The sequence below is a fragment of the Burkholderia arboris genome, assembly GCF_038723655.1.
Taxonomy (GTDB): domain Bacteria; phylum Pseudomonadota; class Gammaproteobacteria; order Burkholderiales; family Burkholderiaceae; genus Burkholderia; species Burkholderia arboris.
Window position 1 is genome coordinate 1 of sequence record NZ_CP109823.1, and the last position, 22,844, is coordinate 22,844.

Genomic DNA, 22,844 nt, shown 5'->3' on the forward strand with positions numbered 1-22,844 from the left:
TTGCGCAACCCAATTCACGGCGACATCGAACGCACGAGCGTTGAGAGCGGGATCACGGGCGGGATGCAACTGGCCTTTGCCGATGCCGTACTGCATTCCGCTGCGCTGACCGCGATCAAAGAAGCTGCGATGCTGGTCGCGACCAGCAAGGGACTCGAATACATCAATGACACGGGTGGCGCGACCTTCGCGGAAATCGACGCATTGCAGACGCACTATGCCGATCTCTGCCGCCTTTATCTGTTCGTTCCGGGGCCCGCCATGGAACGCGCAGCGGCCGTAGTGAAAGCGGTGTTCCGGACGCGGCACGAAGTCAGGTCGAGCTACGTAGATGTTTGACCGGTCGGGAGCCTGTTAGCCGCCGTCGCTCCGACATCGGTGCTCCGCTCACGCTGATAGCCACAGTCACGCCGCCGGCTCCGGCAGTTCATGCACCGAAAGCGGACGTCATTGCCGAGAGTCTCGATTGGCCGTAACGGGTGGTGGATTCAACCGGTCGATCCGGAACGGCGTGAACGTAGGTGATGACCTAGGTCTTCGCGCGGACCGAAACTCGACAGCGATGTTTGCTCGCGATACGAGCCGGCGGTTAACTGATGTTCGGCTGTCACTGCGCCGCGCTCGCTGCGCACGTCCGGCGATTTCACCGCCATTCGCTATGAAACCCATCGCGGTCGTATTGCACGGCCCGACCAGCGCCGGAAAGAGCAGCCTGGCTGCGCGCGCTCCGGGACAGTTCGGACGTGCCCGTGTTTCACATTTCGCTGGACGTGTATGCCGAATTGTCGCGCAGGCGTGACATGCGATCGGACGAAGCGCTCGACCAGGCGCTCAGACATCATCCTCTGAACCTGCAGTCGACGCTCAGCCGCGTTGCGGCCAGTCATTTCGACATCGTCCTCGATCTCGTCCTTCGGGATACACCCGCGCTGGACGCGTGCATTGCTGCACTGTCACCTCGCCGTACCAGCGTCGTTGGCGTTTCGTATCCGTGGGCCATTCTTGAGCAGCGGGAACGTGCGAGGCCGGATCGGGGAGAGGGAATGGCCAGATCCCAGATCGGACACCCTGCCTGTTCACGGCCGTACTCGATGCGCATCGACACGTCGACATGCAGCCCGGAGGAAGGCGCCCACCGTATCCGGGCCCACCGCGACGAACGGGGCGGGTGATTGCGCGTGAAGTGCGACGCGGATGCGCTCAGGCACCGCAGCGGCCATTCCGGAAAGCCCCGCGATGTATCAGCGAACCTTTCCGGTTGAAGGCTCAGGAACAGGAGAAGGTGCTGCAGCCAGCGTCGGCTGCAAGACGTCGCCGCGCCCGGCTGACGTTCCCGCGTGTTCCACCGAACCGTGCGCAGCCGGCAACGCAACCCGCACATAAAGAAACGCGCGCCGTTCGCGATCGGGCAGCACTTGCGGCCCGTAGCTGATCCTCACCGCGCCGTCGTCGATCTCGCCGGCCTGCGCGAAACGCCACGCGCCGGGATCGCTGTCGAGCAGGAATTCGGCGCGTGCATACGCGTGCGGCTCGAACAGCTCGGGAATCGCCACGGTCCGCCCGTCGAGCTTGTCGAGCAACGCTTCGACGACGTTGAAGCCGTAGCCGTCGCGCACGATGTCGCAGATGAAGCTGCCCGCGATGCGCGGATTCAGTTCGATCACGTGCGGCACGCCGTCGTGCACGATGCAGTCGAGATGCACGGGCCCCCACGTGAGCCCGGCGGCGGCGGTCGCACGCGTGCCGACGTCGATCAGCGCGCGCAGCGTATCGGCGTCGAGATCGAGTTCGGACGTATAGCCGCGTTCGAGAAAACCGGCGCCATGCCGCTTCAGCTTGCGCAGCGCGCCGACATAACGGCCGTCGAAATACTCGACGCAGTATTCGCTGCCCTCCAGGAATTCCTCGATGACGACACGTTCGGTCGCAAGCGACGACGCATCGGCCTGCGCGGCGACGAGCGCGTCGAGTTGCGTACGGACTTCAGCGATGTCCTCGCACCGCCGCACGCCGTCACTCGCCGAGCCTTCCGACGGCTTGACGACGACCGGAAAGCGCAACGGCGTAGCCGCCGCCGCGAGCGCTGCCGGCGCGGCCAGCGTGCCCGCGACGAACTGCGCGGCCGGGATGCCGTGTGTGGCGAGCAGCGCCTTCTGGTTCGACTTCGACACGGCGTGCGCGACGTGCCGCGCATCGGGGCCGGGCAGGCCGAGCGCATCGGCGACCCATGCGGCGGTGCGCGCATAGGTGTCGTGCGCGGTCGTCACGCGCAGCGTGTCGATCTCGTCCGGAAAGCGCGTGCGCAGCCAGCCGGCGAGCCGGCCCGCGTCGGGCTCGAGGTTGACCGTCTCGACGCTGCCGGGAAACACGCCGTCGAGACGATGGCCGGGCGCGGTGATGACGGTCACGGCCACCTGGCGTGCAAGGGCGGCGCGCACCAGCGCGACGCTGCTGCCGGTGGCGCGTGCGCCGATCACGATGAGTCGCTTCATGAAGAATCCTTGATCGAGGACGGAAGAAAGGCGCCGGCTAGCGTGCACGTCGGCGCAGGCGTTGCGCTTCGAGGCGCGGCAGCAGGTGCTGGACGACGCGCGGCAGCGTATAGATCGGCAACTGTGCGCACGTGAACACGAGCGCCATGGTCGGCGTCGCGGCCAGCCCGAGCGCGGCCCACATCAGCCCGACGTTGCGATTGGCGACGATCAGCGCAACGTTGAGCCGCGTGCGGACGTCGCCGGGCGTGAGCCCGTAGGCGAGGATCTGGAAACCGGCGTTGACCGCGAACGCCAGGGCAATCGCCGTCAACGCGCGGTGCGGCGCGTCGATGATCGACTGCTGCATGCCGGCCATCGTGCCGAGCGCGAACACCAGCAGCGCGACGACGACGATCGCATCGATCGGTGTCGCAAAACGGTCGAGCCGCGCGCCGGCCACGCGCCGCACGAGCAATGCGACGCCCTCGGCGCTGCCGATCAGCAGCGCGAGCCGCAACGCGAGACTCAGCGGCGAGATCGCCACGGCCGCATCGTGGCTGAACCAGGCCGTCAGCAGCGGCGCGGTCAGCGGCACGAACACCATCGACGCGAGGGTGGCGACGAGCGCGACACTGGCGTCGAGCGACAGCATGCGCGCGATCGTCGACGTGCCGCTCGACGGCGGCGCGCAGTACGCGATCACCAGCGCGACCACCCAGTCGTACGGCATGCCGGCGAGCCGTGCGGCGATGCCGAGCGCGACCGGGCACGCGATCATCGTCATGGCAGGCAGCAGCACCGACACAGCCGGCCGCCGCGCGACCGCGCGCACGGCGCTCGGTTCGACGCGCAGCAGCGTGCCGAGTACGAACAGGAACACGGTGACGGGCATCAACGGCCGCGCGAGATCCGCGAGCGGCGGCACCAGCAGCCCGAGGACGACGCCACATGCGAGCACGGTCGGCCCGCGCCGCACCAGCGCAGCGATCAGCGCGCGCACGGGCGGGCCTCGGAGCGGCGGTGAACGGGGGTGAAGCCGGAGCAGACGGCGGATGGCATGCGGATTCCTCGGAAAAGGCGCGGCCGGCACGGAATATCCGCTAGGCTAATCCGGATGATGAGCGAAGTAAAATGATATAAACTGAATCAGTAACAAGAGAAAGTGATATGAACATTCCTCTGCTCGAAACCTTCCGGGCCGTCGTGCAGGAAGGCAGCGCGTTGCGCGCGGCCGAACGGCTCGGCTGCACGCAGTCGAACGTCACCGCGCGGCTGCGCCAGCTCGAAGAGTCGCTCGGCGCGCCGCTGTTCGACCGGCACGGCAAGCGACTGGTGCTGAACGATGCCGGGCGCCGGCTGATACCGTACTGCGACCGCATCCTGCGCCTCGTCGACGAAGCGACGCAGGTGGTGCGCGACACGCCGGTAGCACGCAGCTTCCGGCTCGGCTCGATGGAAAGCACGGCGGCCACGCGGCTGCCGGCGCTGGCCGCCGCGCTGACGGCGCACGATCCGGCGCTCGGCCTCGTGGTGCAGATCGGCAGCGAGCCGGATCTGGCCGATGCCCTGTTGCGCGGCCGGCTCGACGCCGCGCTCACCGCACGCGCGATCGTCAGGCCCGGGCTGCGTTACGAGCCCGCGTTCGCGGAAGACATGGTGCTGGTGAGCGCGGCCACGGTCACGCGCCGGCAGCTGCTGGCCGACAACGCGGTGCGGCTGCTCGCGTTTCACGACGGCTGCCCGTATCGCGCGGTCGCGGAGCACTGGCTGAAGGCGCGCGGCGTCGCGATCGAATCGGTGTCGTCGTTCGGCACGTTCGGCGCGATCCTCGGCTGCGTGGCGGCCGGGATGGGCGTTGCAATCCTGCCGAAACGGATCACGACCGAGCACGTGGCGCGCAAGGAGTTGCGCACGCATGCGTTCGACGATCTCGACAGCGTGACGACCTACCTCGTCACGCCCGACGAAACGCCCGCGTTGCCGGAGCTCGACGTGTTGCGTACGGTCATCGGCCGGCAGGCGGGCGCGCTGCTCGCCCGCTGATCCGGGCGAGCCGGCGCGCCGTGCCCGCCGCGTCAGGCCGGTGCGACCGCGTGTTCGTCCGCGAAGAAATTGGCCTCGATTTCGCGGATCCGCCGGCAATCCTCGAGCAGCCGCTCGAAGGTCGGGCTGTACAGGCCGACCGTGCCGAGCGCCGTCTGCAGGTCGGTGGTCACGCGCAGCGTGTCGCCGACCTTGATCCATTGCTTGAGCCCGACGAACGACGGCAGCGCCTGGATCGCCTGCCACGTGAAGTCCTGCCGCAGCACGCCGTTGCGCGACGACAGCAGCAGCACGTGCCCGCAGTAGCCGCGAAAATCCGTCGGCGCGACGGCGTCGCCGAACAGCCGCTCCGGATGCATCACGGCTTCGACGGCGGCCGACACGTGGTTCTCGCCGCTGACTGCGCTCGTCAGCCGCGGATCGAGGCTGCCGTGCAACCGCGCATTCAGCTCGACGATTGTCGGGCCGTCGGCCGTATCGAACAGCTCCAGATGGGTCGGCCCGAAGCGTACGTCCAGCGCGTCGAGCACGTCGGCCGCATAGTCGAGCAGCGGCGCATAGCGTGGATCGGCGTGGTTCAGCACCAGCATCTTGTCGAGCCGCGGCGCGTGCGTGCGGTCGCGATGCACTTCCCACAGGCTGACCACGCGATGGCGGCCCTCGAAGGATACCGAATCGACGATGTATTCCTGCCCCTCGGAATAGCTCTGGATCACGATGTCGTCGTTCGGCTGGTTGTAGAGCGAACGGGTGGCCAGCACGTCGCGCGCGGCGGCTTCGACCTGCGCGAGCGTCCGGCAGATCTTCACGCCCGTGACGCCCGCGCTGCGCGCCGGTTTCACCACGAGCGGCAACGTGCCTTGCGCGCGGGCCCATTCGACCGCCTCGTCGACCGACGTGCTGTGAAAGTGCGCCGGCGCACGCAGGCCGGCCTCGCGGATGCGTTCGTTCATCGCGAACTTGTCGCGTCGCGCGGCCGACGTCGCGAGCGGGTTGCGATACGGCACGTCGAGCCGTTCGGCCAGCGTGTCGGCCAGCTCCAGCGCGGCGTCGAGGCCGTGCAGTACCGCGCCGATCCGCAAGTCGCTCAGCTGCGCGAGCGTCGCGTCGATGTCGCCGCGATGCTGGATCTGGCGGATGTAGTCGGACGGCACGAACTGGTTCAGGTAGATGTCCGGCAGATCGGGGTCGCTGATCACGTGTGCGCAACGAATGCCGTACGCACGAAACGCGGGCGCCAGGTAGGCGGCGGTCGACGCGCCGTCGACGATCAGGACGGTATCGATGAAGCGATGCTGCATGGATTCCTCGCTCGGCTGGGGGATCGGTGAAAGGGTGTCGGTCGAAAGCGGTTCAGGCCCGTGTGGCGGGATCGGGGGCGTCGCCGGGCCAGCGCGCGGCCAGCACGATGCAGACGGCGATGAGCGCGGCCGCGACGGCGAACGCGCGCGACGCGCCGGCCACGATCGCCGCGCCCTGGCCGGCGACCAGCGCGCCGAGCGCGGCGACACCGATGGCGGCGCCGACCTGGCGTGCGGTATTGAGGATCGCGGACGCGGTGGCCGAGCGGCCGGCCTCGACGCTGCCGAGCATCGTCGACGTCAGCGCGGGAATCGCGATGCCGCCGCCGATCGCCATCGCCGCGAGCCCCGGCGCCAGCAGCGCGTAGGGCGTGTGTGCGGCGAGCGTCTGCCACAGCCACACGTAGCCGGTGAGCGACACGGCGAGGCCGACGACGACGGTCGTGCGGAACCCGTACCGGACGGCGAGCCGCGCGCTCGCGAGGTTGGCGAGCATGATGATCGTGAGCGGCGCGAGCGCGAGCCCCGATTCGGTCGCGGTGAAGCCGCGACCGCTCTGGAAATAGAGGCTGAGCGAGAAGATCAGCCCGTAGAACGCCGCATTCGTGACCGCGCCGATCGCGAGCACGCCCGGCACGCGCGCGATCCGGAAGAACGCGAGCTGCAGCATCGGCGCGGCCACGCGCCGTTCGATCGCCACGAACAGCATGCCGAGCGCGGCCGACGCGGCCAGGGCGCCGGCAGCATACGGGTCGCCAATGCCGTGGGCGCCGGCGCGGATGATCCCGCCCGTGAGCAGCCCGAGCACGAGCACCGCGACGATCTGGCCGGCCGGATCGAACAGCCGCGTGCGTGCGGCGGCCGAATCCTGCACGTGGCGCAGCGTGAGCCACAGCCCGATCGCGCAAATCGGCAGGTTGATGAAGAAGATCGCGCGCCAGCCGAGCGAGTCGATCAGCAGGCCGCCGAGGGTCGGCCCGGCCGCGCTGATCGCACCGCCCGTCGCGCTCCACCACGCGACGGCCTTCACGCGTGCGGCGGCGTCGTGGGCGCACGCATGCGTGATGAGCGCGAGCGACGTGGGCAGGATCATCGCGGCGCCGACACCCTGCGCGACCCGCGCGGCGATCAGCGCCGCCAGCGACGGCGCGAGCGCGCAGCCGAGCGACGCGAGCAGGAACAGCAGAAGACCGTAGGCGAACAGCCGCCGGCTGCCGAAGCGGTCGGCCAGCGTGCCGGAGGTCAGCAGCAGCGCGGCGAACGACAGCGTGTACGCATCGACGATCCACTGCAGCCCGTGAACGCTCGATCCGAACGCGTGACCGAGGCTCGGAATCGCGACGTTGACGACGGTCACGTCGAGCTGGACGATCGCGAAGCCGAGGCTCGCGGCCGCGACGGTCGGGAGGATCGGGCGCAGCGACGTGCGGTGAGGCGGCGCGGCGGCCGTCTGCGTGCGGTCGAGCGCGTGGGCCTGGTCGCTCATCGGGCCTCCCCGGGCGCGCGGTGCGACGGGCGGCACGCCGGCAACGACGTGTCGTATCCGGAATGATCGAAGGAGCAGCGGCGCGGCGGGGGGTATCGATTCATCTGGCGGGTTCCCGTATGTCGGACGAAGGGCGCCGGCTGCCCGTCGGGCAGCGGTCGCATGGTCGAGTCCGACAGAAAACTAGCATCGACCCGCTGGCGAATACAAATAATAAGCAGCGATTTTTTAACAAGTATTTGTGTTAAAGACCGGTGCGAACGACGCGAACCGGCCACGGCCGCGTTGCTGAACTTATATCGATAATTTTTGTTTGCAATCGAATTAATATCATTTCGCAATGCAATGACGGTCTCCTAGTCTTGTCGAGCGCTTCGCACCGAGGACGGCAGAGCGCGGCGGTGGTGCCATACCGCTCTTCGACCCAAGATCTTTATACGAGAGACCTATGACCTATCTCGCAGATGAACGCATCGCTTTGACCGCAGTGGAGTCGGCTCACATTCGCAAGACGCTCGGCGCGCTGGGCTACGACCCGGCCGGCGGCGCCGGCTATATCAGCGCAGTCCGCAAGCTGGCCTACAACGCGTTTCCCGACCGGATCGTCGACGCATTCGATCGCGCGAAGGCGCCGACCGCGGACGCGCACGGCTCGATCGAGATCGACAACCTGCCGATCGACGAGGGCGTGCAGGGCAGCCCGCGGTTCGAGGAAACCGGCCGCTCGTTCAAGGCCGGCGTGCTGAGCGAGAACGTGCTGGTCGCGCTGAGCACGCTGGCCGGCGAGCCTTATTCGATCGCGCACGAAGGCCGCGAGCTCGTGAACAACCTGACGCCGCACAAGACGAACGCGCGCGACTATACGGGCCTCGGCTCCGAAGTCGAGCTCGACTTCCATATCGAGAATGCCGCGCAGGCGCACATGCCCGAAGGCGACACGTCGCCGTTCGCGCTGCTGCTGCTCGGCGTGCGCAGCGAGGCCGGCGGCGGCCCGTACACGCGGCTCGCCGATGCGCGCCGTGCGCTGCAACTGTTGTCGCCGGACGATATCGCGCAGCTCTACGGCGAGCACTACATCATTCGCGTGCCGTACCGGTGGCGCGGCGCGGCGCCGACACCGCGCGACAACACCGACCTGAGCGCCGTGCTGTCGGGGCCGATCGACGCGCCGCGCGTGACGGTCGCGTTCTATCCGGACATGGTGCTGGCCGTCAACACGCGGGCGCAGGAAGCGCTGGCCAACCTGTATCGCGCGGTGCGCGAGGTGTCGTTCGGCGTGCAGGTGTCGCCGGGCAAGCTGGTGCTGATCAACAACCATTTCACGCTGCATTCGCGCGACCGTTTCGATCCGCAGTACGACGAGAACGACCGTGCGCTCCGTTGGGTGCAGCGCGTGTTCGTCGCGCGCAGCCTGTGGAATTTCCGCGCGTTCACGCCGCTGCAGGCGCGCGTGTTCGATCCGAAGGCGCTGTATGCGGGCGACGCGGTGCCGGTGAGGCAACCGTCGCGCGTCGTGCAACCGGTGCCGCAGCGCGCGGCCGAACTCGAGGCGACGCCTGCGTGACAAACCGCGCCGGCGGCGGCGTGCGCCGAACGTCGCGCCGCCGCCCCCCGTGCCTGCTTCACGCATCATCGAATAACAAAGGATTCCGGAAGACATGAGAAGAACCGCTTTTCCCGTTGTACACATCGCCCGCGTGCTGGCCGCCATCCTGATCGCCGGGCACGTTGCCGCCGCGCAGGCCGCGCCGTTCGACCTGAGCCCCGAGCAGCCGGGCCGGCAGCGCGGCGCCGTGAACCCGGCGGTCGAGCAGGCGTTGCCGGGCGGCTTCAAGTTCGCCGAAGCGAATACGCTGACGATCGGCATCGCGCCGAACCTGCCGCCGCTCAGCACCTATGCGACCGACGCGCGCACGGTGGTCGGTTTCGATCCCGATCTCGCGCAGCTCATCGCGGACAGCGTCGGCCGCAAGCTGAAGATCGTGCCGCTCGCGTGGGCCGACTGGCCGCTCGCGCTGCAGTCCGGCAGGGTCGACGCGGTGATCTCGAACGTGACGGTCACCGAGCAGCGCAAGGAGAAGTTCGACTTCTCGACCTACCGCAAGGATCAGATCGGCTTCTACGTGAAGAGCAACAGCCGGCTCGTCGCGATCCGCGAGCCGAAGGATGTTGCCGGGTTGCGCGTCGTGACCGATTCGGGCACGAACCAGGAAAAGATCCTGCTCGAATGGAACCGGCAGAACATCGCGCGCGGCCTCGCGCCGGTCGAGATCCAGTATTACGCGGATGCCGCGGAACGCTGGGTCGCGCTGCAGTCGGGCCGCGTCGACACGATCTTCAGCGTGAATTCGATGCTCGCGTACCAGGCGTCGCTGCGTGGCGATGCGAAGCTGATCGGCACGGTCAGCGGCGGCTGGCCGCGTACCGCGGACATCGCGATCACGACGAGGAAGGGCAGCGGCCTCGCCGGGCCGCTGACGCTCGCGATCAATGGGCTGATCGCGAACGGCAGCTACCGGAAGGTGCTCGGCCGCTGGAGCCTCGATGCCGAAGCGGTCGACCAGTCGCAGACCAATCCGCCGGGGCTGCCGCGCACCTGAGTGCCGCACGCGGCGCCGCTCACGTAATCGGCCACTGCAGGATCACGATCCCGTCGTTGTAGTCGCGGTCGGCGCCGTCCTCGGCCCCGAGCCAGCCGAGCCAGACCGTGTCGCCGGCCGACAGCGGCGCGAGCCGCGCATCGGTCGCCGATTTCCTGCCGTTGGCCGACGCGTCGATCCGGATCCTGCCGCCTTGCGAGTTCAGCGTGAACTGCCTGACGCCATCGTTGCCGTTGCCGGCGAACGACGCGGCCGGCTCCGGTGCGTCGTCGATGAACAGCTTCAGGTCCTGCCGGTCGGCGGCATTCGCGTAGAAGGTCGCCTTGAAAGCGGTATTCGGCGGCAGCGTGAAGTGGCCGTTGCGGTCGGACGACGGCTTGAAGCCGGGCTGTTTCGTGTCCGGCTGGCTGCCGGCGATCTCGATCGTCGTTTCCCAGCGGAAGTAGCCCGATACGGCGCCGTCGCGATCGAGCACGGCGAAATCGGCCGTGCAGGTGGTGGCACCCGCGGCCAGCACGTCGCTGCGCCAGACATGGTCTTTCATCGGCCGGCACGACGGATGAAGCAGGTCGTCGCCGTCCGGTACCGGCACGGCGGCATCGCGGATTTCCGCTTCGATCGGGGCGACGATGCCGGCGTCCTTCAACGCGAACCGGACGAACAGCACGCTCACTTCGGCGCGCAGCGCCAGCGCGGTTTCGCGCAGATGAAGCTGGTCGCCCGGCGCCAGGCCGGCAAAGAGACGGTTGTCGTTGTGGCCGACCTGCCCGGTCTCGCCGGGGCTCAGCACGTAGATGTGCCGGCCGTCGATCACGGTCGGCGCGTTGGCGTCCCGGCTCGCATCGGGGTAGGCCGACAGCAGCGTGACGGCGTCGATGACCGCGAGGACATCGCAACGAAGACCAGACATGAGCACCTCCTCCGCAACAAGGGAGCGGCACGGGCGGCCGCCGCGCGGCCGCCCGCGTGCCGCGATCAGTTATGGATCGAGATGAACGGATCCCACGAGAAGCAACCCTGGATCTGGCAGTTGCGATCGATGATCTGGAACTGGAAGTGGTAGGTCACGCGGCCGACCTTCAGGCATTCCGACGACCAGTAGTAGTTCGCGACTTTCTGGCAGGTCGGCACTTCCGGCTTGCTGGTGTTCGGCACCGGGATCGACGCTTCCGCGACCCGCGGCGTCGGCGTCGAGATCAGGTCGTTGCCGACGTTGCCGATGAACTTGTAGAACACCACCTGGTTCTCGAAGCCCAGCGACAGGCTCGTTTCGCGCCAGCGGATCAGGTCGCCGACCTGCGCTTTCAGGTCGAGCTCGCCGCCCGCCTGCCCGGAAATGACGTTGTCCTGGTTGGTCACCATATAGACGTAACGCCAGTCGATCAGCGTCGGGGCAGCCGGGTTCTTGCTGGGATTCGGATATTTTTTGAGAATGGTTTCGGTGTCGAACGAAACGAGCACATCGGTTACGCGTGACATGGAAGCTCCCGTTTTAAGTAATGGGACTTATCGTTGCGCGAATTGCTTCGTGCGGTCGCCATCGCCTTGTTCTGCAAGGATTTGTGCCCGATTGGGCCCGTGCTTGAGCGACGGCGAATCCAGATTATCCCGTTTGAATATTCGTGGAAGCTGTAAAGGTAAACAGGGTCGTTAAAATATATTCATTTGGTAATTTTAAAATCGGAATCAATCGATTCGATGCGTTACATAAATATAGCGGCATCGAATACGTTAATTGATGGGCCGATTATTTTCCGGGCAGGGGAGGCCGCTTACCGGTAGGTCCAGAACCGGTGCAGCAGGAACGTCGTCGGCGGGATCAGCAGCGCGATCGCGACGACGCTCATCGCGCGCGACATGTCGAGCGCCGCGGCGCCGCGCGCCAGCAGCAGCGTTTCGGCGAACCCGGCGAGCGTGACCGCGAGGAAGCGCGTCGCGTTGCGCGCGCGTACCGTCGACGAAAAACTCCACAGCGTATTCGCCAGGTACGAGAACGCGGTGGCGCAGACGAACGCGACCGCGTTCGCGGCCACCAGCGTCGCATCGAGCAGCGCGAACATCGCCGCCGCAACCAGCGTGTGAATCGCGGTCGAGCAGAGCCCCGACACGCCGAAGCGCACGAGCCTCGCGCGCTCGGCAGCGAGCAGGCCGATCATGGTGCCCGCGCGTCAGCGCGCACCGACCCGCGCACGGACCGGCTGCACGCGCCGGCGTGCGGCCAGGCGGCGCGCATCGCGTGAAACCGGCAGTTCGATCACCTTGCCGTGCGCCTGGTAGCGGCGGCGGATCAGGTAGACGGGCCGTTGCTTCGACTCGTCGTAGATCCGCCCGACATACTCGCCGACGACGCCGATCCCGATCAGCTCGATGCCGCCGATGAACAGCGTGACCGAGATCAGCGACGCATAGCCGAGCACCGGATTGCCGAACAGCAGCGTGCGCAGGATGATGAACGACCCGTACAGGAACGCGAGCGCGGCGATGCCGAGGCCGATGTAGGTCCAGCTGCGCAGCGGCACGGTGCTGAAGCTGGTGATGCCCTCCAGTGCGAAATTCCACAGCTTCCAGCCGGAAAACTTCGAGTGCCCGGCGCTGCGCGGATCGCGCTGGTATTCGACGATCACGGTCTTGTAGCCGACCCACGCGAACAGCCCCTTCATGAAGCGGTGCCGCTCGGGCAGGTTGCGCAGCGCATTCACGACCTTGCGGTCCATCAGCCGGAAATCGCCGACGTTCTCCGGCAGCTTCACGTCCGACAGCAGGTTGTGCACGCGGTAGTAGATCGCGGCGGCGGTGCGCTTCGCGAACGAATCGCACGCGCGGTTGCTGCGTTTTGCCGCCACGACTTCCGCACCGTCGCGCCAGTGTTCGATCATGACCGGAATCAGGCTGGGCGGATCCTGCAGATCGGCATCGAGCGGGATCACCGCGTCGCCGGCGGCTTCGTCGAGGCCGGCCGTCAGCGCGGCCTCCTTGCCGAAGTTGCGGGTGAGATCGATCACGCGCACGCGCCGCTCGGCGGTGCTGATGCGGACCAGGCGTTCCAGCGTGTCGTCGCGGCTGCCGTCGTTCACGCAGACGATCTCGAAGCGGATTGCGTCGATGGCCGTCAGCAGTGGAATCACGACGTCGAAGAAATGCTCGACGGCCTCGCCTTCGTTATAGAACGGCACGACCAGCGAGACGAGCGGCGTGTAGATGGATTCCCGCATGATGATTCCCCTTGTAATGTCGCTTCACCGGCCGACGCCGATCGTCGGGCGGCCGGTGCGGCGCATTCCGTACGCCGGGCGGTGGTGTGACCGGGCCGGATGGGCGAACCCGGTGTCGGTCGAGGTGTCGCGCGCGTCGGGCATCGACGGCACGTCGTGTCTTTCCTGTGCGATCCGGCTGACGAGCAGCGCGAGCGACGCGAGCGTCACGAGCGGCATGAACTGGAACGACAGGTGCGGTACGACCGCGAGGCCCGCGAGCGGCATCGGCCACAGCAGCATCAGCCATTCGCGATCGAAGTGGCGCCAGCCGCGCGTCCCCGCATAGCGGGCGTACCACGCGATCACGAGGCCGTACCACGTCAGGTCGTAGTCGTACAGATAGGGGCTGACGAGCAGGCAGGCGCACGCGAGGGTCGCGGCGCGCAGCGCGTACGAACATGCGCCGCGCCACGCGTAGACCACGGCAATCGCGGCAGCCGCGGCCGACAGCAGCTGCAGGCCGCGTGCAACTAGCGCGGGCCAGCCGGCCATCGTCGCGAGTGCAAACACGGTCGGCATGCGCGCGAGTTTCGCGTGGCCGGTGCCGACGATCGCGTAGACGTTGGCGATCACGTGCATGAACGTGACCCACGGGGCGAGGCCGAACGCGAGCGTCGCGAGCACGACGCTGACGGCGAGCGTCGCGGCCCACGCGGCCAGCGCACGCCATTGCCCCGCGCACAGCAGCGCGAGCGGGAACAGCACCGCGAGCTGGGGCTTCGTCGTCAGCAAGCCGAAGCAGATCCCGGCGACGACCGGGCGGCGGTTCAGCGCGAGCAGGCCGAGGCCGGCGAGCGTCGCGGTGAAGAGGCTGGTCTGTCCGACGATCACCGTGAGGAACGCGCCGGGGAATGCGAGGGCGCACAGCCACGCGGCATCGCGCTGTACGGTCGCGCGGATCGTCGCCGCGAACAGCGCGTACGTGACCGCGAGCCACAGCACGAGCGCCAGCGTGTACGGTAGCCAGCCGAGCGGCAAGACGAACAGCAGCATCGTGGGCGGATAGAGCCACGGCTGCGTGCCGTCCGCGAGCGTCAACGTCGGGATCGCAAGCTTCTGGACCGCGAACAGCGCGGGGAAATGCCATGCGTCGGCGCCGTGCCCGTGCGCGGCGAGCCATGCGGCGCTCCAGACCGGCGAAAAATCCGGCGACAGCGGGTCCGGCGCGCCGTGGTTCGACAGGATCACGCGGATCAGGTAGATGCCGATGAACAGCAGTTCGGTCAGCAACGCGGCGGCCGCATAGAGGCGTATGCGGTCGCGATTGAACCAGTGCGGGTAGCGGTGCGGGCCGGCGATCGGGAGTTCCGGATGCGCGTCAATGGCGGAATGCGCATGGCGGGCGAACGAAGGCGCTTTCATTGCGTGCTCCGTGACGCCAGTGCCGTGCGGCGCACGACGACGAACAGCACCGCGAGCAGCACGACTGGCCCGATCTGCGGCAGCTTCATCAACCGATTGAACATCTCGAAGATCGGCAACAGCCACGCGAGCACGAGGATGCCCTGGTCGCCGGGAAGCCAGCCTTCGTCGAGACCGTACGCGATCAGGCAAAAGACCGCGATGCCGAGCCACGTCAGTTCGTAGTGCCACAGATAAGGCGTCGTCAGCAGCGTGGCGACCGCCAGCACCGCGCCGCGCAGGCGCATGTCGTGCGTGCGACGCCACACGTTGACGGCCGCGGCGATCGCGAGCAGCGCGACCGCCGCCTGTGCGGCAAGCGCGGCGGCTACCGGTGCGCCCGCGAGCCGCAACGCGGCGAACGGCGTCGGCGACGCGAGCCAGTACGACGCGAGCATGAAATGCTGCTCGCGTACCGTCGACATCGCATGCGTCAACCCGTGCAGCGCGGCCGGGCCGGACAGTGCGACGCCGGCTGCCGCGAACAGCGTCGCGGTGATCGCCGCCGCCGCGAAGGTGCGCCACGCACGCGTCGCGATCAGCACGAACGGGAACACCACGGCCAACTGCGGCTTGATCGCGAGCAGCCCGATCAGCACGCCCGCCACGACCGGACGCTTGCCGAGCAGATGCAGCGCGAGCGCGGCGAGGCCGGCGGTCAGGATGCTGTTCTGCCCGAACAGTGCGGACATGCACACCGCCGAATACGCGGCGGCCACGAGGGCCGCGGCGCGCGGCACGGGAAGATGCGCGCGCAGTCCCGACAACCGCGAGACGGCGAACGCGTAGCATAAAAGACTGCCCGCGAAAAAGAGGAAGTAAGCGGGCAGGAAAGGCACAAGGGCAACCGGCGCGACGAACAGCAGCATCGTCGGCGGATAGAGCCAGGGAAGCGGCCGGTGTTGCAGAAACGCACCGAAGTGCGCGAACTCGGCCTGCACGAATGACGACGTGTCGTAGGCCGATGCGGCATGGCCTTGCAACACGAGATGCGATGCAGTCCAGAAGACCGAGAAGTCGGTGCCTGGACGGGCGATGGCGTTCGACGTGAAGCCGTCGGTCACGACGCCCCACACGACCACCAGTGCGATGAACAGCAGCAGCATGATGCAGCTGTATGGAACGATCCGGTCCGCTGTCAGCCATTGAGCACAGCGTATGGCGCGATCGCGCGTTTCACGATTGGCTGTGTACATGATGCCCCGTTTATCGTTTGGCTGCGTGGTCTGTCGCAGCCGTTTGATGTTGTCGTGCCTGCGGATCGAATCGCGTTGAAACGGCGTTGTCCGGTGAGTTCATTGTTGAAGAAAATATCGCGTGATGCAAACCACGCATGGGCGGCCGGTCTTTAATGTGTTCAGCGATGCGCGTGAAAACCGCCGTTTCTGGTATGAAAAAACGCCGACGCCGGGTTTCGTGTTTCTGGCTTGAAACATTCCGCGATTTTCACCGGGTTCGCATGCCGCCGATCCTGCGGTGCGCGAGCGGCGCCAGGCGTTCGGGAAAATCCCGAGAAAAAATTTCGAGCCCTTTGTGCAGCGCGACGACGGGCGTTCCGGGGGCCTCCGTTCGCGGGGGCGCCTATATCAAATCTGAAACATTTCGATCGTTGCGCCCCTGGCCCGGGGCGGCGTGGATCGCCGGAACCCTTGATGCACCTCGATTTCGCCCGAGATGGTCCGCTCTTTGCGTAAGCGTTGGCACGGCAGTCGACGACGGGATGACCGGCCGGTTCGGACAAAAGACACACGGAACCGGCTTTGGAATCACCTGCGGAAAAGATGGGCCGGAGCGCGTCGGGGAACATGCTGCTCCAGGTCGATGAACCGCGCGAAACGTCGTCGAGTGACCAATGAGACCCGATGTCTTCAGGGCAATAAAAATCGGCATGGCAGTACTTGGGGAATAAAAATGAAAGACCACTGCACATCGCGGATCGCAAGCCGCGTTAAAAACACATTGCGGCTTTGCCGGGAGTTCGTCTCCCGTTCAACTGGATTCCATGCGTCGAACGGCCGTCGTGCCGTTCCGGTCTGTCGGCATGCCCGGTTCATCCGGCTGGTCGGCCCGGCCACGCCTTTCTCGCGCTCCGTTTCACTGATACCCGTTCGCACGGACAGGGGTGTGCATCCCCGTTCCCGCAGCTGAGCGTCGCGTTCCGATTTTTCGTGTAGTGCCGGTGGTGCCCACCCCCGACGTCTTGATTGACGAAGGGAATTACATAGTAGTCCGAAAGGAGAAAGCTCATGCCAAGAATCATCGAAAAGGTAGCCTGGTTCGTCGAGGATCAAGACGGTGTGACGGCCATTGAATACGGCCTGATCGCCGCGCTGATCGCAATCGGCATCATTGCCGCGCTGACGACAATCGGCACGGATCTGAAGACCGTGTTCAGTACGGTCGCCGACGATCTGGACTCGGTAGTGGCAGCAATCTGATGAACGGTACGGCGAGCGGCTCCTCAGGATTGTTCGTCGGCACCACACGGCATCAACAACATGCCTCGACGTATCGATGCCGGATCATTCGATCCAGCCGGCACGCGAGGACTTTGAAAGTGACTACGCAAGGAGATCATCATGTCCAAGTTCGTTCAACAAGTCAGCCGTTTCGTTCGCGATGAAGATGGCGTGACGGCCATCGAATACGGCCTGATCGCCGCCCTGATCGCCATCGGCATCATCGCCGCGCTGTCGACGGTCGGCAAGGACCTCAAGACCGTGTTCACCACGATCGCGGACGACCTCGATTCGGCGGTCGCAGCCATCTGATGGACCATGCCGTGGACGGCTCGGCCGGTGCAGTGCTCGAGCCGTCCCCGGCCATCCGATCAACCAGGAACCGGAGACCACCATGCAAGCCACGATGTGTGTCGTCCGTCGCTGGATCGCCGACGAGCAAGGCGTGACGTCGATCGAATATGCGTTGCTCGCGGCGATGTTCGCCACCGCAGTGCTGGGCAGCGTCGTCACGCTGAAAGGCTCGCTCGCCAATACGTACGAGGTGATTGCAGCGGCCGTGACGTCTGCGGTAACCACCGCGCTGGCAATGGTTTCCTGATTCAACGATTCGATCCGAGAGGTTTGCCATGTTACCTGTTGCGCCGCCTTACCCGGTCCCGTTGTGCGTGACGTTGCTCGCCGTCGCCGCGGCCAGCACGGACATCGCAAGCCGCCGCATTCCGAACCGTCTCGTCGCGGTCGGGCTCGTCGGCGCGCTGGTCGCGCAGTGCATGCTGCACGGCGTCCTGGCAGGCGCACTCGGGTGGCTCGCAGGAGCGGCGACCGGCTTCGGCCTGCTGCTGCCGTTCTATCTGTTGCGCGGGATGGCGGCCGGCGACGTGAAGCTGATGCTCGCGATCGGCGCATGGGTCGGGGCGGAAATGACGTTCTACATCGTGCTGGCCACGTTCCTGGCCGGCGGGATAGGCGCCATCGCGTTCGCGCTGCTGCGCGGCCGGATGCGCCAGATGTGGGCGAACGTCCGCGCGCTGATCGCGCGTCGTTCGCAAGGGGCGCACGCGGAAGCCGCCGGCGGCCCCGTGGAATTCGCATCGGTCGGCACGCTGCCGTATGGCGTGGCGATCGCGGCCGGCACGCTGGGCATGTTGTTCGTGTCGTGCGCATAGCGCGACGCACAAGCAACGAGGACGGAGCGATCATGAACACGAATCACACCGAACCGAGACGCGACGTGCAGGTGGCGCACCTGCCCGATCCGCTGCCGTCTCGGGAAGCCCATACGAAACTGGGCACGCAGTTGCCGACGGCGCCGCGCACGCTCGAGGAAACCGGGCTGAGCATGACGTTCGTCGCCGGGCTCGTGCTGAAGTCGACGCTGGTGCTCGGCCGCCCGTCATACGGCGACCTGGTCGAGCGGCACTGCCTGCCGCTCGCGGTCCTCGACGACGTCTTCGCCTTCCTGGTGCGCGAGCATCTCGTCGAGCTCACCCATCGCGGCGCGACCGATCTCGACGTGACGTTCCGCCTGACCGACGCGGGCCGCGTGCTCGCACTCGAGGAACGGGCGCGCAGCGGCTACAGCGGCCCCGCACCGGTGACGCTCGACGCGTATCTCGAATGCGTGGCCGCTCATTCAGTGCGCAAGCTGCACATCGGCCAGAACGACGTGTGGGCCGTGTTCGAAGGCATCGTGATCGACACGTCGGTGCTCGATGCGGCGGCTGCGGCACTGAATGCCGGCCGTCCGCTGCTGATCTACGGCCCGGCCGGCAGCGGCAAGACCTTCCTCGCCGAACGGCTCGGCTCGCTGATGCACGGCCATGTGCCGGTGCCGCACGCGATCTGCGCGGCCGGCGAAGTGATCCAGATCTACGACCCGCTCGTGCATGTCGAGGTCGGGCAGCCCTCCGGCAACTGGTCGATCGATCGCCGCTGGCGCCTGTGTACGCGGCCGGTCGTGATGTCGGGCGGCGAACTGACGCTCGATGAGCTTGATCTCCGCCGCGACGAAGCCGCCGGCTTCTATCAGGCGCCGCCGCACATGAAAGCCAACATGGGCATGTACGTCGTCGACGATCTCGGTCGCCAGCGCGTCGAGCCACGCGACCTGCTCAATCGCTGGCTGCGCCCGCTCGATCGCGGCGTCGACTTCATGACGCTCGAATCCGGCAACCGCTTCGTGATGCCGTTCGATGTCTGGCCGGTGTTCTCGAGCAACCTGTCGCCGGAACAGCTCGGCGACGACGCGTTCCTGCGTCGCCTCGGTTCGAAGCTGCACGTCGGCGCGATGTCGATCGACGACTACCGCGCCGTGTACAACGCGGCCTGCGCATCGCTGGGGCTCATCTCCGCGAGCGATGCATTCGACTACCTGCTGCATCGGCTGCATCTGCCGACCGGCAAGGCGTTTCTCGCCTGTTTTCCTGCGGACCTGCTGCGTCTCGTGGCCGCCGGCGCACGGTATCGCGGCGATCCGCCCGAAGTGACGCACGACGCACTGTACGACGCATGGGCGAGCTATTTCGGCGCGGCACCCGAACGTGACGGCAGCCATCCGCCGCCCGTCGAGCGCGGTGGCCGCACGTTCGTTACCGGTTGAGCCGTTTCTTTCACGAATCGTCGAGGAGCATTGCCATGAAAAACAGTCGAGCGGTCATGATGCTGGTCGTCGCGATGGTCGCGGGTCTTGCCGCGGTCGTGTTCGCGTCCCACTGGCTGGTGCAGACATCCACGAATTCGGTCACGCCGGTCGCGGTGGCCACCACCGACCTGAACCTGGGCGAACCGCTCGGGCCGAACCAGATCCACCTGGTCAACTGGCCGTCGGGCAGCGTGCCGACGGGCGCGTTCACCGATACGAAAGCCCTTGAAGGGCGCGTGGTGCGCACCAGCCTCTCACGCGACGAGCCGGTGATCGAGTCGAAGCTCGCACCGGTCGGCACCAAGGGCGGGTTGTCCGCGGTCATCGCCGACGGCAGCCGCGCGATCACGGTGCGCGTGAACGACGTGGTCGGCGTCGCGGGCTTCGCGCTGCCGGGCAACTACGTCGACGTGATCGTCAACACGCAGGAACAGCAGGGCAAGACCGACGGACAGAGCATCTCCAAGATCGTGCTCGAACACATCCTCGTGCTCGCCGTCGCGCAGCAGGTCAGCCGCGACGACACTGCACCGAAGGTCGTCAACGCGGTGACGCTGGAAGTCACGCCCGACCAGGCCGAACGGCTCGATCTCGCGCGCAGCGTCGGCACGCTGTCGCTCGTGCTGCGCAACCAGGTCGACCAGAAGACGCTGAACACCGACGGCGCGACCAAGCTGACGCTGCTGGGCAAGGAGCCCGCACCCGAAGCGCCGCCGGCACCTGTCCATGTACGGACGGTACGCGTGCACGTCGCATCGCACGCGGCGCCGGAAGCACGACGCGACTGCGTCGGCGTGCTGACGGGCGTGAAGGGCAGCGTCGAGTGTTTCTGAAACAGATCAATACAGCCAGACAAACAGATCGGCCGCCGGCAACGCGCGGCGGCCTTGGAAGTCGATAACCGGCACGGCGCCGGTCTCTCGGGGGATCAGACGAAATGAAGATCAAACCGCAACGCACAGGTACGAGCCCACTGCGGACACGCGTCGCACGGGGCACGATGATGGCCGCGATCCTCTGTTCGGGATGGCTGACCGTTTATGGCGCACTCGCGCAGGAAGGCGTCGAGTCGGCCGTGCTGACGAAGGGCGGCGCCAGCGCGCCGGCCGCCGTCGGCAAGGGGCCGATGCAGATGACGATCAGCATGGCGCCGGTGCCGGCCGCCGCGCCCGCCGCCTCGGCGGGGCCGCTGCGCGGGCCGAACTGCGTCGGCGCCGTGCGCGAGTCGACCAGCGTCAGCGTGCCGCTCGGCAAGTCGCTGCTGGTGCCGATGCCGGAGCCGGTCCGCAATCGGACGATCGGCAACCCGGCCGTCGCGCAGGCCACGATGGTGTCGCCGCAGACGCTGTACATCCTCGGGCTCGCGGTCGGCACGACCAACATGATCGTGCAGGGCAAGAGCGGCGCCTGCCGCGTGATCGACGTCGCGGTCGGCGCGGATGCCGGCGGCCTGCAGGCATCGCTGCTGCAGCTGATGCCGAACGAGCGCGACATCCACGTATCGACCGCGGCCGGCACGATCGTGCTGGCGGGTACCGTGTCGAGCTCGCAGGCTGCGCAGCAGGCCGTGCAGATCGCCCATGCGTACGGTGACAGCGCCAGCGACCCGGCAGCGGGCGGCAAGGGCGGCGGCGGTGTGCTGAACATGCTGAACGTCACGTCGCCGCAGCAGGTGATGCTCGAGGTGAAGGTGGCCGAGGTGTCGAAGACGCTGATCAACCAGATGGGCAGCGCGTTCAACATCCAGGGCGGGTTCGGTTCGTGGAGCGGCGCGCTGGTCAGCAACCTGCTCGCGGGCGTGGCAAGCGGCGCCGTCTTCAACAAGGCGAACAACAAGCCGTTCAGCATCGCGGCCGACGCGCAGAACACCGACAACCTCGTCAAGATCCTCGCGGAGCCGAACCTCGTGACGATCAGCGGCCAGGAAGCGACGTTCCTCGCCGGCGGCAAGATCTTCATCCCGATCCCGCAGAGCAGCGGCAACGGCACGTCGTCGATCACGCTGCAGGAAGAGGAGTTCGGCGTCGCGCTGAAGTTCACGCCGACGGTGCTCGCCAACGGCCGGATCAGCCTGAAGGTCGCGCCGGAGGTGTCGGAGCTGTCGCAGACGGGCGTCACGCTGAGCGCGACCAACATCGGCGGCACGTCGATCCTGCCGCTGATCACGACGCGGCGCGCCTCGACGACGGTCCAGATGAGCGACGGCGAATCGTTCGCGATCGGCGGGCTGATCAAGGACAACGCGACCGGCGCGCTGAAGGCGATCCCGGGTGTCGGCGAAGTGCCCGTGCTCGGCGCGCTGTTCCGCAGCACGTCGTTCCAGCAGGACCGCACCGAGCTGATCTTCCTGATCACGCCGCACCTGGTGAAGCCGCTGTCGACCGCCGATGTCGCGCTGCCGACCGACAGCTTCTCGAAGCCGAACGAAGCCGACGTGTATGCAACGGGCAACATGGAAGGCCGCGGCGGGGTTCGCAAGGCAGGCGCACAGCCCGCGAACGGCGCAGCAGCTGCACCGCAGGCTCCGGCCGAGGCTCCGGCACCCGCGCCGGCTCCGCAATCGGAAGCGCCCGCCGGTCCCGCCGCCGCGCTGCCCGCGCCGCGCGCGCCGCAAGGTGCCGACGCGCAGTCGCCGGTGCTGGCCGAGCCGCACAAGGTGCCCACGCCGGTGGTCGCCACCGTGCCGCAGCCCGACACGTCGAACGCGGCGCGCATCGCGAACATCGAAGCCACCGCCGCGCGCCTCGCGGCAGCCGGCCCCGATACGCCGGCCAAGCCGGCGGCGCGGCCGAAGCACCGGGTGCCGGCAGCGCAGGCGCAGGTCGCGCGTGCGGGCGCCGAACCCCAGTCCACCGATCGTTGAAGCCATCCAAGGGGACACTCATGAAATCCGCCTACCTCGTATTCGTGCGCCGCGCGGCGCTCGCCGTCCCGCTCGCGTTCGCGCTTGCCGGCTGCATGTCGTCGACCCCGGTGTGGGACAGCCGCTTCGGCGATTCGGTCCGCACCGTGATGCAGGCCCAGATCATCGATCCGCATGCCGGCGAACACCCGGCAGCGGCATCGGGGGTCGACGGCGGCGCAGCCGCGGCCGCGCTCGACAACTACGACAAGTCGTTCAAGCAGACGGTGCCGCCCGCCAATGCATTCGTGATCGGCATCGGCAAGGCCACCCAGTAACG

General features: G+C 67.2%; 23 protein-coding genes. 13 read left to right on the forward strand and 10 right to left on the reverse strand.

All coding sequences use genetic code 11. The features are described from left to right. The first annotated feature begins 63 nt into the window (after positions 1–63). Together OHZ10_RS32960 and OHZ10_RS32965 are read left to right on the forward strand one after the other, a co-directional pair. Entirely contained in the window at positions 64–339 is a 276-nt protein-coding gene (locus OHZ10_RS32960; RefSeq protein ID WP_155627324.1) for a hypothetical protein, read from the forward strand. A gap of 377 nt (positions 340–716) precedes the next feature. Beyond that, positions 717–1,172, forward strand: coding sequence for a phosphotransferase-like protein (locus OHZ10_RS32965; RefSeq protein ID WP_342706511.1), 456 nt, complete (start codon positions 717–719; stop codon positions 1,170–1,172). A 69-nt stretch (positions 1,173–1,241) separates the two neighbouring features. On the opposite strand, the gene OHZ10_RS32970 is transcribed toward OHZ10_RS32965, so the two are convergent. Both OHZ10_RS32970 and OHZ10_RS32975 read right to left on the reverse strand, forming a co-directional pair. Further along, on the reverse strand, positions 1,242–2,492 hold the full coding sequence (locus OHZ10_RS32970; protein ID WP_059241378.1) for an ATP-grasp domain-containing protein: 1,251 nt from the start codon (positions 2,490–2,492) through the stop codon (positions 1,242–1,244). A gap of 37 nt (positions 2,493–2,529) precedes the next feature. Beyond that, positions 2,530–3,474: a hypothetical protein gene (locus tag OHZ10_RS32975; RefSeq protein ID WP_174992360.1), complete on the reverse strand. Its 945-nt coding sequence runs from the start codon at positions 3,472–3,474 to the stop codon at positions 2,530–2,532. Positions 3,475–3,641: 167 nt separating this feature from the next. Between OHZ10_RS32975 and OHZ10_RS32980 the strand changes: the two genes are divergently transcribed. Next, on the forward strand, positions 3,642–4,517 hold the full coding sequence (locus tag OHZ10_RS32980; RefSeq protein WP_059241380.1) for a LysR family transcriptional regulator: 876 nt from the start codon (positions 3,642–3,644) through the stop codon (positions 4,515–4,517). A gap of 32 nt (positions 4,518–4,549) precedes the next feature. Here OHZ10_RS32980 and OHZ10_RS32985 read toward each other — a convergent pair whose 3' ends face one another. Both OHZ10_RS32985 and OHZ10_RS32990 read right to left on the reverse strand, forming a co-directional pair. Further along, on the reverse strand, positions 4,550–5,818 hold the full coding sequence (locus OHZ10_RS32985) for an ATP-grasp domain-containing protein (RefSeq protein ID WP_342706280.1): 1,269 nt from the start codon (positions 5,816–5,818) through the stop codon (positions 4,550–4,552). Positions 5,819–5,870: 52 nt separating this feature from the next. After that, positions 5,871–7,304 (reverse strand): MFS transporter, encoded by a 1,434-nt coding sequence (locus OHZ10_RS32990; RefSeq protein WP_342706281.1) that lies wholly within the window; start codon positions 7,302–7,304, stop codon positions 5,871–5,873. 448 nt (positions 7,305–7,752) lie between these two features. Between OHZ10_RS32990 and OHZ10_RS32995 the strand changes: the two genes are divergently transcribed. After that, a complete protein-coding gene (locus OHZ10_RS32995) occupies positions 7,753–8,868 on the forward strand; it encodes a TauD/TfdA family dioxygenase (protein ID WP_342706282.1) in 1,116 nt (371 codons plus the stop codon). Between the two features lie 94 nt (positions 8,869–8,962). After that, positions 8,963–9,904, forward strand: a complete 942-nt coding sequence (locus OHZ10_RS33000; protein WP_342706283.1) for an ABC transporter substrate-binding protein — start codon at positions 8,963–8,965, stop codon at positions 9,902–9,904. A 19-nt stretch (positions 9,905–9,923) separates the two neighbouring features. On the opposite strand, the gene OHZ10_RS33005 is transcribed toward OHZ10_RS33000, so the two are convergent. The 6 genes from OHZ10_RS33005 to OHZ10_RS33030 all read right to left on the reverse strand — a co-directional run bounded on the left by OHZ10_RS33005 (position 9,924) and on the right by OHZ10_RS33030 (position 15,755). Continuing rightward, positions 9,924–10,814 (reverse strand): AidA/PixA family protein, encoded by an 891-nt coding sequence (locus OHZ10_RS33005; RefSeq protein ID WP_081052094.1) that lies wholly within the window; start codon positions 10,812–10,814, stop codon positions 9,924–9,926. Positions 10,815–10,879: 65 nt separating this feature from the next. Further along, positions 10,880–11,383, reverse strand: coding sequence for an inclusion body family protein (locus tag OHZ10_RS33010; RefSeq protein ID WP_059241385.1), 504 nt, complete (start codon positions 11,381–11,383; stop codon positions 10,880–10,882). Between the two features lie 293 nt (positions 11,384–11,676). Further along, positions 11,677–12,060 carry a GtrA family protein gene (locus OHZ10_RS33015; RefSeq protein WP_342706284.1) on the reverse strand — a complete coding sequence of 128 codons (384 nt, stop codon included), beginning with the start codon at positions 12,058–12,060 and terminating at the stop codon, positions 11,677–11,679. 12 nt (positions 12,061–12,072) lie between these two features. Then, positions 12,073–13,116 carry a glycosyltransferase family 2 protein gene (locus tag OHZ10_RS33020; protein WP_342706285.1) on the reverse strand — a complete coding sequence of 348 codons (1,044 nt, stop codon included), beginning with the start codon at positions 13,114–13,116 and terminating at the stop codon, positions 12,073–12,075. A 24-nt stretch (positions 13,117–13,140) separates the two neighbouring features. Continuing rightward, on the reverse strand, positions 13,141–14,520 hold the full coding sequence (locus OHZ10_RS33025; RefSeq protein ID WP_226196041.1) for a glycosyltransferase family 87 protein: 1,380 nt from the start codon (positions 14,518–14,520) through the stop codon (positions 13,141–13,143). Beyond that, positions 14,517–15,755, reverse strand: coding sequence for a glycosyltransferase family 87 protein (locus tag OHZ10_RS33030; RefSeq protein WP_059241389.1), 1,239 nt, complete (start codon positions 15,753–15,755; stop codon positions 14,517–14,519). Before OHZ10_RS33030 ends, OHZ10_RS33025 begins: the two co-directional genes overlap by 4 nt. Before the next feature lie 1,050 nt (positions 15,756–16,805). Between OHZ10_RS33030 and OHZ10_RS33035 the strand changes: the two genes are divergently transcribed. The 8 genes from OHZ10_RS33035 to OHZ10_RS33070 all read left to right on the forward strand — a co-directional run bounded on the left by OHZ10_RS33035 (position 16,806) and on the right by OHZ10_RS33070 (position 22,842). Beyond that, positions 16,806–16,997, forward strand: a complete 192-nt coding sequence (locus OHZ10_RS33035; protein ID WP_342706287.1) for a Flp family type IVb pilin — start codon at positions 16,806–16,808, stop codon at positions 16,995–16,997. A 141-nt stretch (positions 16,998–17,138) separates the two neighbouring features. Then, positions 17,139–17,330 (forward strand): Flp family type IVb pilin, encoded by a 192-nt coding sequence (locus OHZ10_RS33040; protein WP_342706288.1) that lies wholly within the window; start codon positions 17,139–17,141, stop codon positions 17,328–17,330. Positions 17,331–17,412: 82 nt separating this feature from the next. Then, a complete protein-coding gene (locus OHZ10_RS33045; protein WP_059241392.1) occupies positions 17,413–17,619 on the forward strand; it encodes a Flp family type IVb pilin in 207 nt (68 codons plus the stop codon). Between the two features lie 28 nt (positions 17,620–17,647). Continuing rightward, positions 17,648–18,187 carry an A24 family peptidase gene (locus OHZ10_RS33050; protein WP_059241393.1) on the forward strand — a complete coding sequence of 180 codons (540 nt, stop codon included), beginning with the start codon at positions 17,648–17,650 and terminating at the stop codon, positions 18,185–18,187. A 32-nt stretch (positions 18,188–18,219) separates the two neighbouring features. Continuing rightward, positions 18,220–19,620, forward strand: coding sequence for an ATP-binding protein (locus OHZ10_RS33055; RefSeq protein WP_342706289.1), 1,401 nt, complete (start codon positions 18,220–18,222; stop codon positions 19,618–19,620). Positions 19,621–19,655: 35 nt separating this feature from the next. Then, complete coding sequence (gene cpaB / locus OHZ10_RS33060) at positions 19,656–20,495, forward strand: Flp pilus assembly protein CpaB (protein WP_059241395.1); 840 nt, start codon at positions 19,656–19,658, stop codon at positions 20,493–20,495. A 104-nt stretch (positions 20,496–20,599) separates the two neighbouring features. Next, positions 20,600–22,525, forward strand: a complete 1,926-nt coding sequence (locus OHZ10_RS33065; RefSeq protein WP_059241396.1) for a type II and III secretion system protein family protein — start codon at positions 20,600–20,602, stop codon at positions 22,523–22,525. Positions 22,526–22,545: 20 nt separating this feature from the next. Beyond that, positions 22,546–22,842, forward strand: a complete 297-nt coding sequence (locus OHZ10_RS33070) for a hypothetical protein (protein WP_059241397.1) — start codon at positions 22,546–22,548, stop codon at positions 22,840–22,842. Positions 22,843–22,844 lie beyond the last annotated feature (2 nt).

What these genes read in the sequence shown, in the direction of transcription:
- OHZ10_RS32960 (WP_155627324.1), top strand. Translation starts at nt 64, where the DNA reads ATGCAACTGGCCTTTGCCGATGCCGTACTGCATTCCGCTGCGCTGACC.
- OHZ10_RS32970 (WP_059241378.1), bottom strand. Translation starts at nt 2,492, where the DNA reads ATGAAGCGACTCATCGTGATCGGCGCACGCGCCACCGGCAGCAGCGTC.
- OHZ10_RS32980 (WP_059241380.1), top strand. Translation starts at nt 3,642, where the DNA reads ATGAACATTCCTCTGCTCGAAACCTTCCGGGCCGTCGTGCAGGAAGGC.
- OHZ10_RS32985 (WP_342706280.1), bottom strand. Translation starts at nt 5,818, where the DNA reads ATGCAGCATCGCTTCATCGATACCGTCCTGATCGTCGACGGCGCGTCG.
- OHZ10_RS32990 (WP_342706281.1), bottom strand. Translation starts at nt 7,304, where the DNA reads ATGAGCGACCAGGCCCACGCGCTCGACCGCACGCAGACGGCCGCCGCG.
- OHZ10_RS32995 (WP_342706282.1), top strand. Translation starts at nt 7,753, where the DNA reads ATGACCTATCTCGCAGATGAACGCATCGCTTTGACCGCAGTGGAGTCG.
- OHZ10_RS33000 (WP_342706283.1), top strand. Translation starts at nt 8,963, where the DNA reads ATGAGAAGAACCGCTTTTCCCGTTGTACACATCGCCCGCGTGCTGGCC.
- OHZ10_RS33005 (WP_081052094.1), bottom strand. Translation starts at nt 10,814, where the DNA reads ATGTCTGGTCTTCGTTGCGATGTCCTCGCGGTCATCGACGCCGTCACG.
- OHZ10_RS33010 (WP_059241385.1), bottom strand. Translation starts at nt 11,383, where the DNA reads ATGTCACGCGTAACCGATGTGCTCGTTTCGTTCGACACCGAAACCATT.
- OHZ10_RS33015 (WP_342706284.1), bottom strand. Translation starts at nt 12,060, where the DNA reads ATGATCGGCCTGCTCGCTGCCGAGCGCGCGAGGCTCGTGCGCTTCGGC.
- OHZ10_RS33020 (WP_342706285.1), bottom strand. Translation starts at nt 13,116, where the DNA reads ATGCGGGAATCCATCTACACGCCGCTCGTCTCGCTGGTCGTGCCGTTC.
- OHZ10_RS33025 (WP_226196041.1), bottom strand. Translation starts at nt 14,520, where the DNA reads ATGAAAGCGCCTTCGTTCGCCCGCCATGCGCATTCCGCCATTGACGCG.
- OHZ10_RS33030 (WP_059241389.1), bottom strand. Translation starts at nt 15,755, where the DNA reads ATGTACACAGCCAATCGTGAAACGCGCGATCGCGCCATACGCTGTGCT.
- OHZ10_RS33035 (WP_342706287.1), top strand. Translation starts at nt 16,806, where the DNA reads ATGCCAAGAATCATCGAAAAGGTAGCCTGGTTCGTCGAGGATCAAGAC.
- OHZ10_RS33040 (WP_342706288.1), top strand. Translation starts at nt 17,139, where the DNA reads ATGTCCAAGTTCGTTCAACAAGTCAGCCGTTTCGTTCGCGATGAAGAT.
- OHZ10_RS33045 (WP_059241392.1), top strand. Translation starts at nt 17,413, where the DNA reads ATGCAAGCCACGATGTGTGTCGTCCGTCGCTGGATCGCCGACGAGCAA.
- OHZ10_RS33050 (WP_059241393.1), top strand. Translation starts at nt 17,648, where the DNA reads ATGTTACCTGTTGCGCCGCCTTACCCGGTCCCGTTGTGCGTGACGTTG.
- OHZ10_RS33055 (WP_342706289.1), top strand. Translation starts at nt 18,220, where the DNA reads ATGAACACGAATCACACCGAACCGAGACGCGACGTGCAGGTGGCGCAC.
- cpaB (WP_059241395.1), top strand. Translation starts at nt 19,656, where the DNA reads ATGAAAAACAGTCGAGCGGTCATGATGCTGGTCGTCGCGATGGTCGCG.
- OHZ10_RS33065 (WP_059241396.1), top strand. Translation starts at nt 20,600, where the DNA reads ATGAAGATCAAACCGCAACGCACAGGTACGAGCCCACTGCGGACACGC.
- OHZ10_RS33070 (WP_059241397.1), top strand. Translation starts at nt 22,546, where the DNA reads ATGAAATCCGCCTACCTCGTATTCGTGCGCCGCGCGGCGCTCGCCGTC.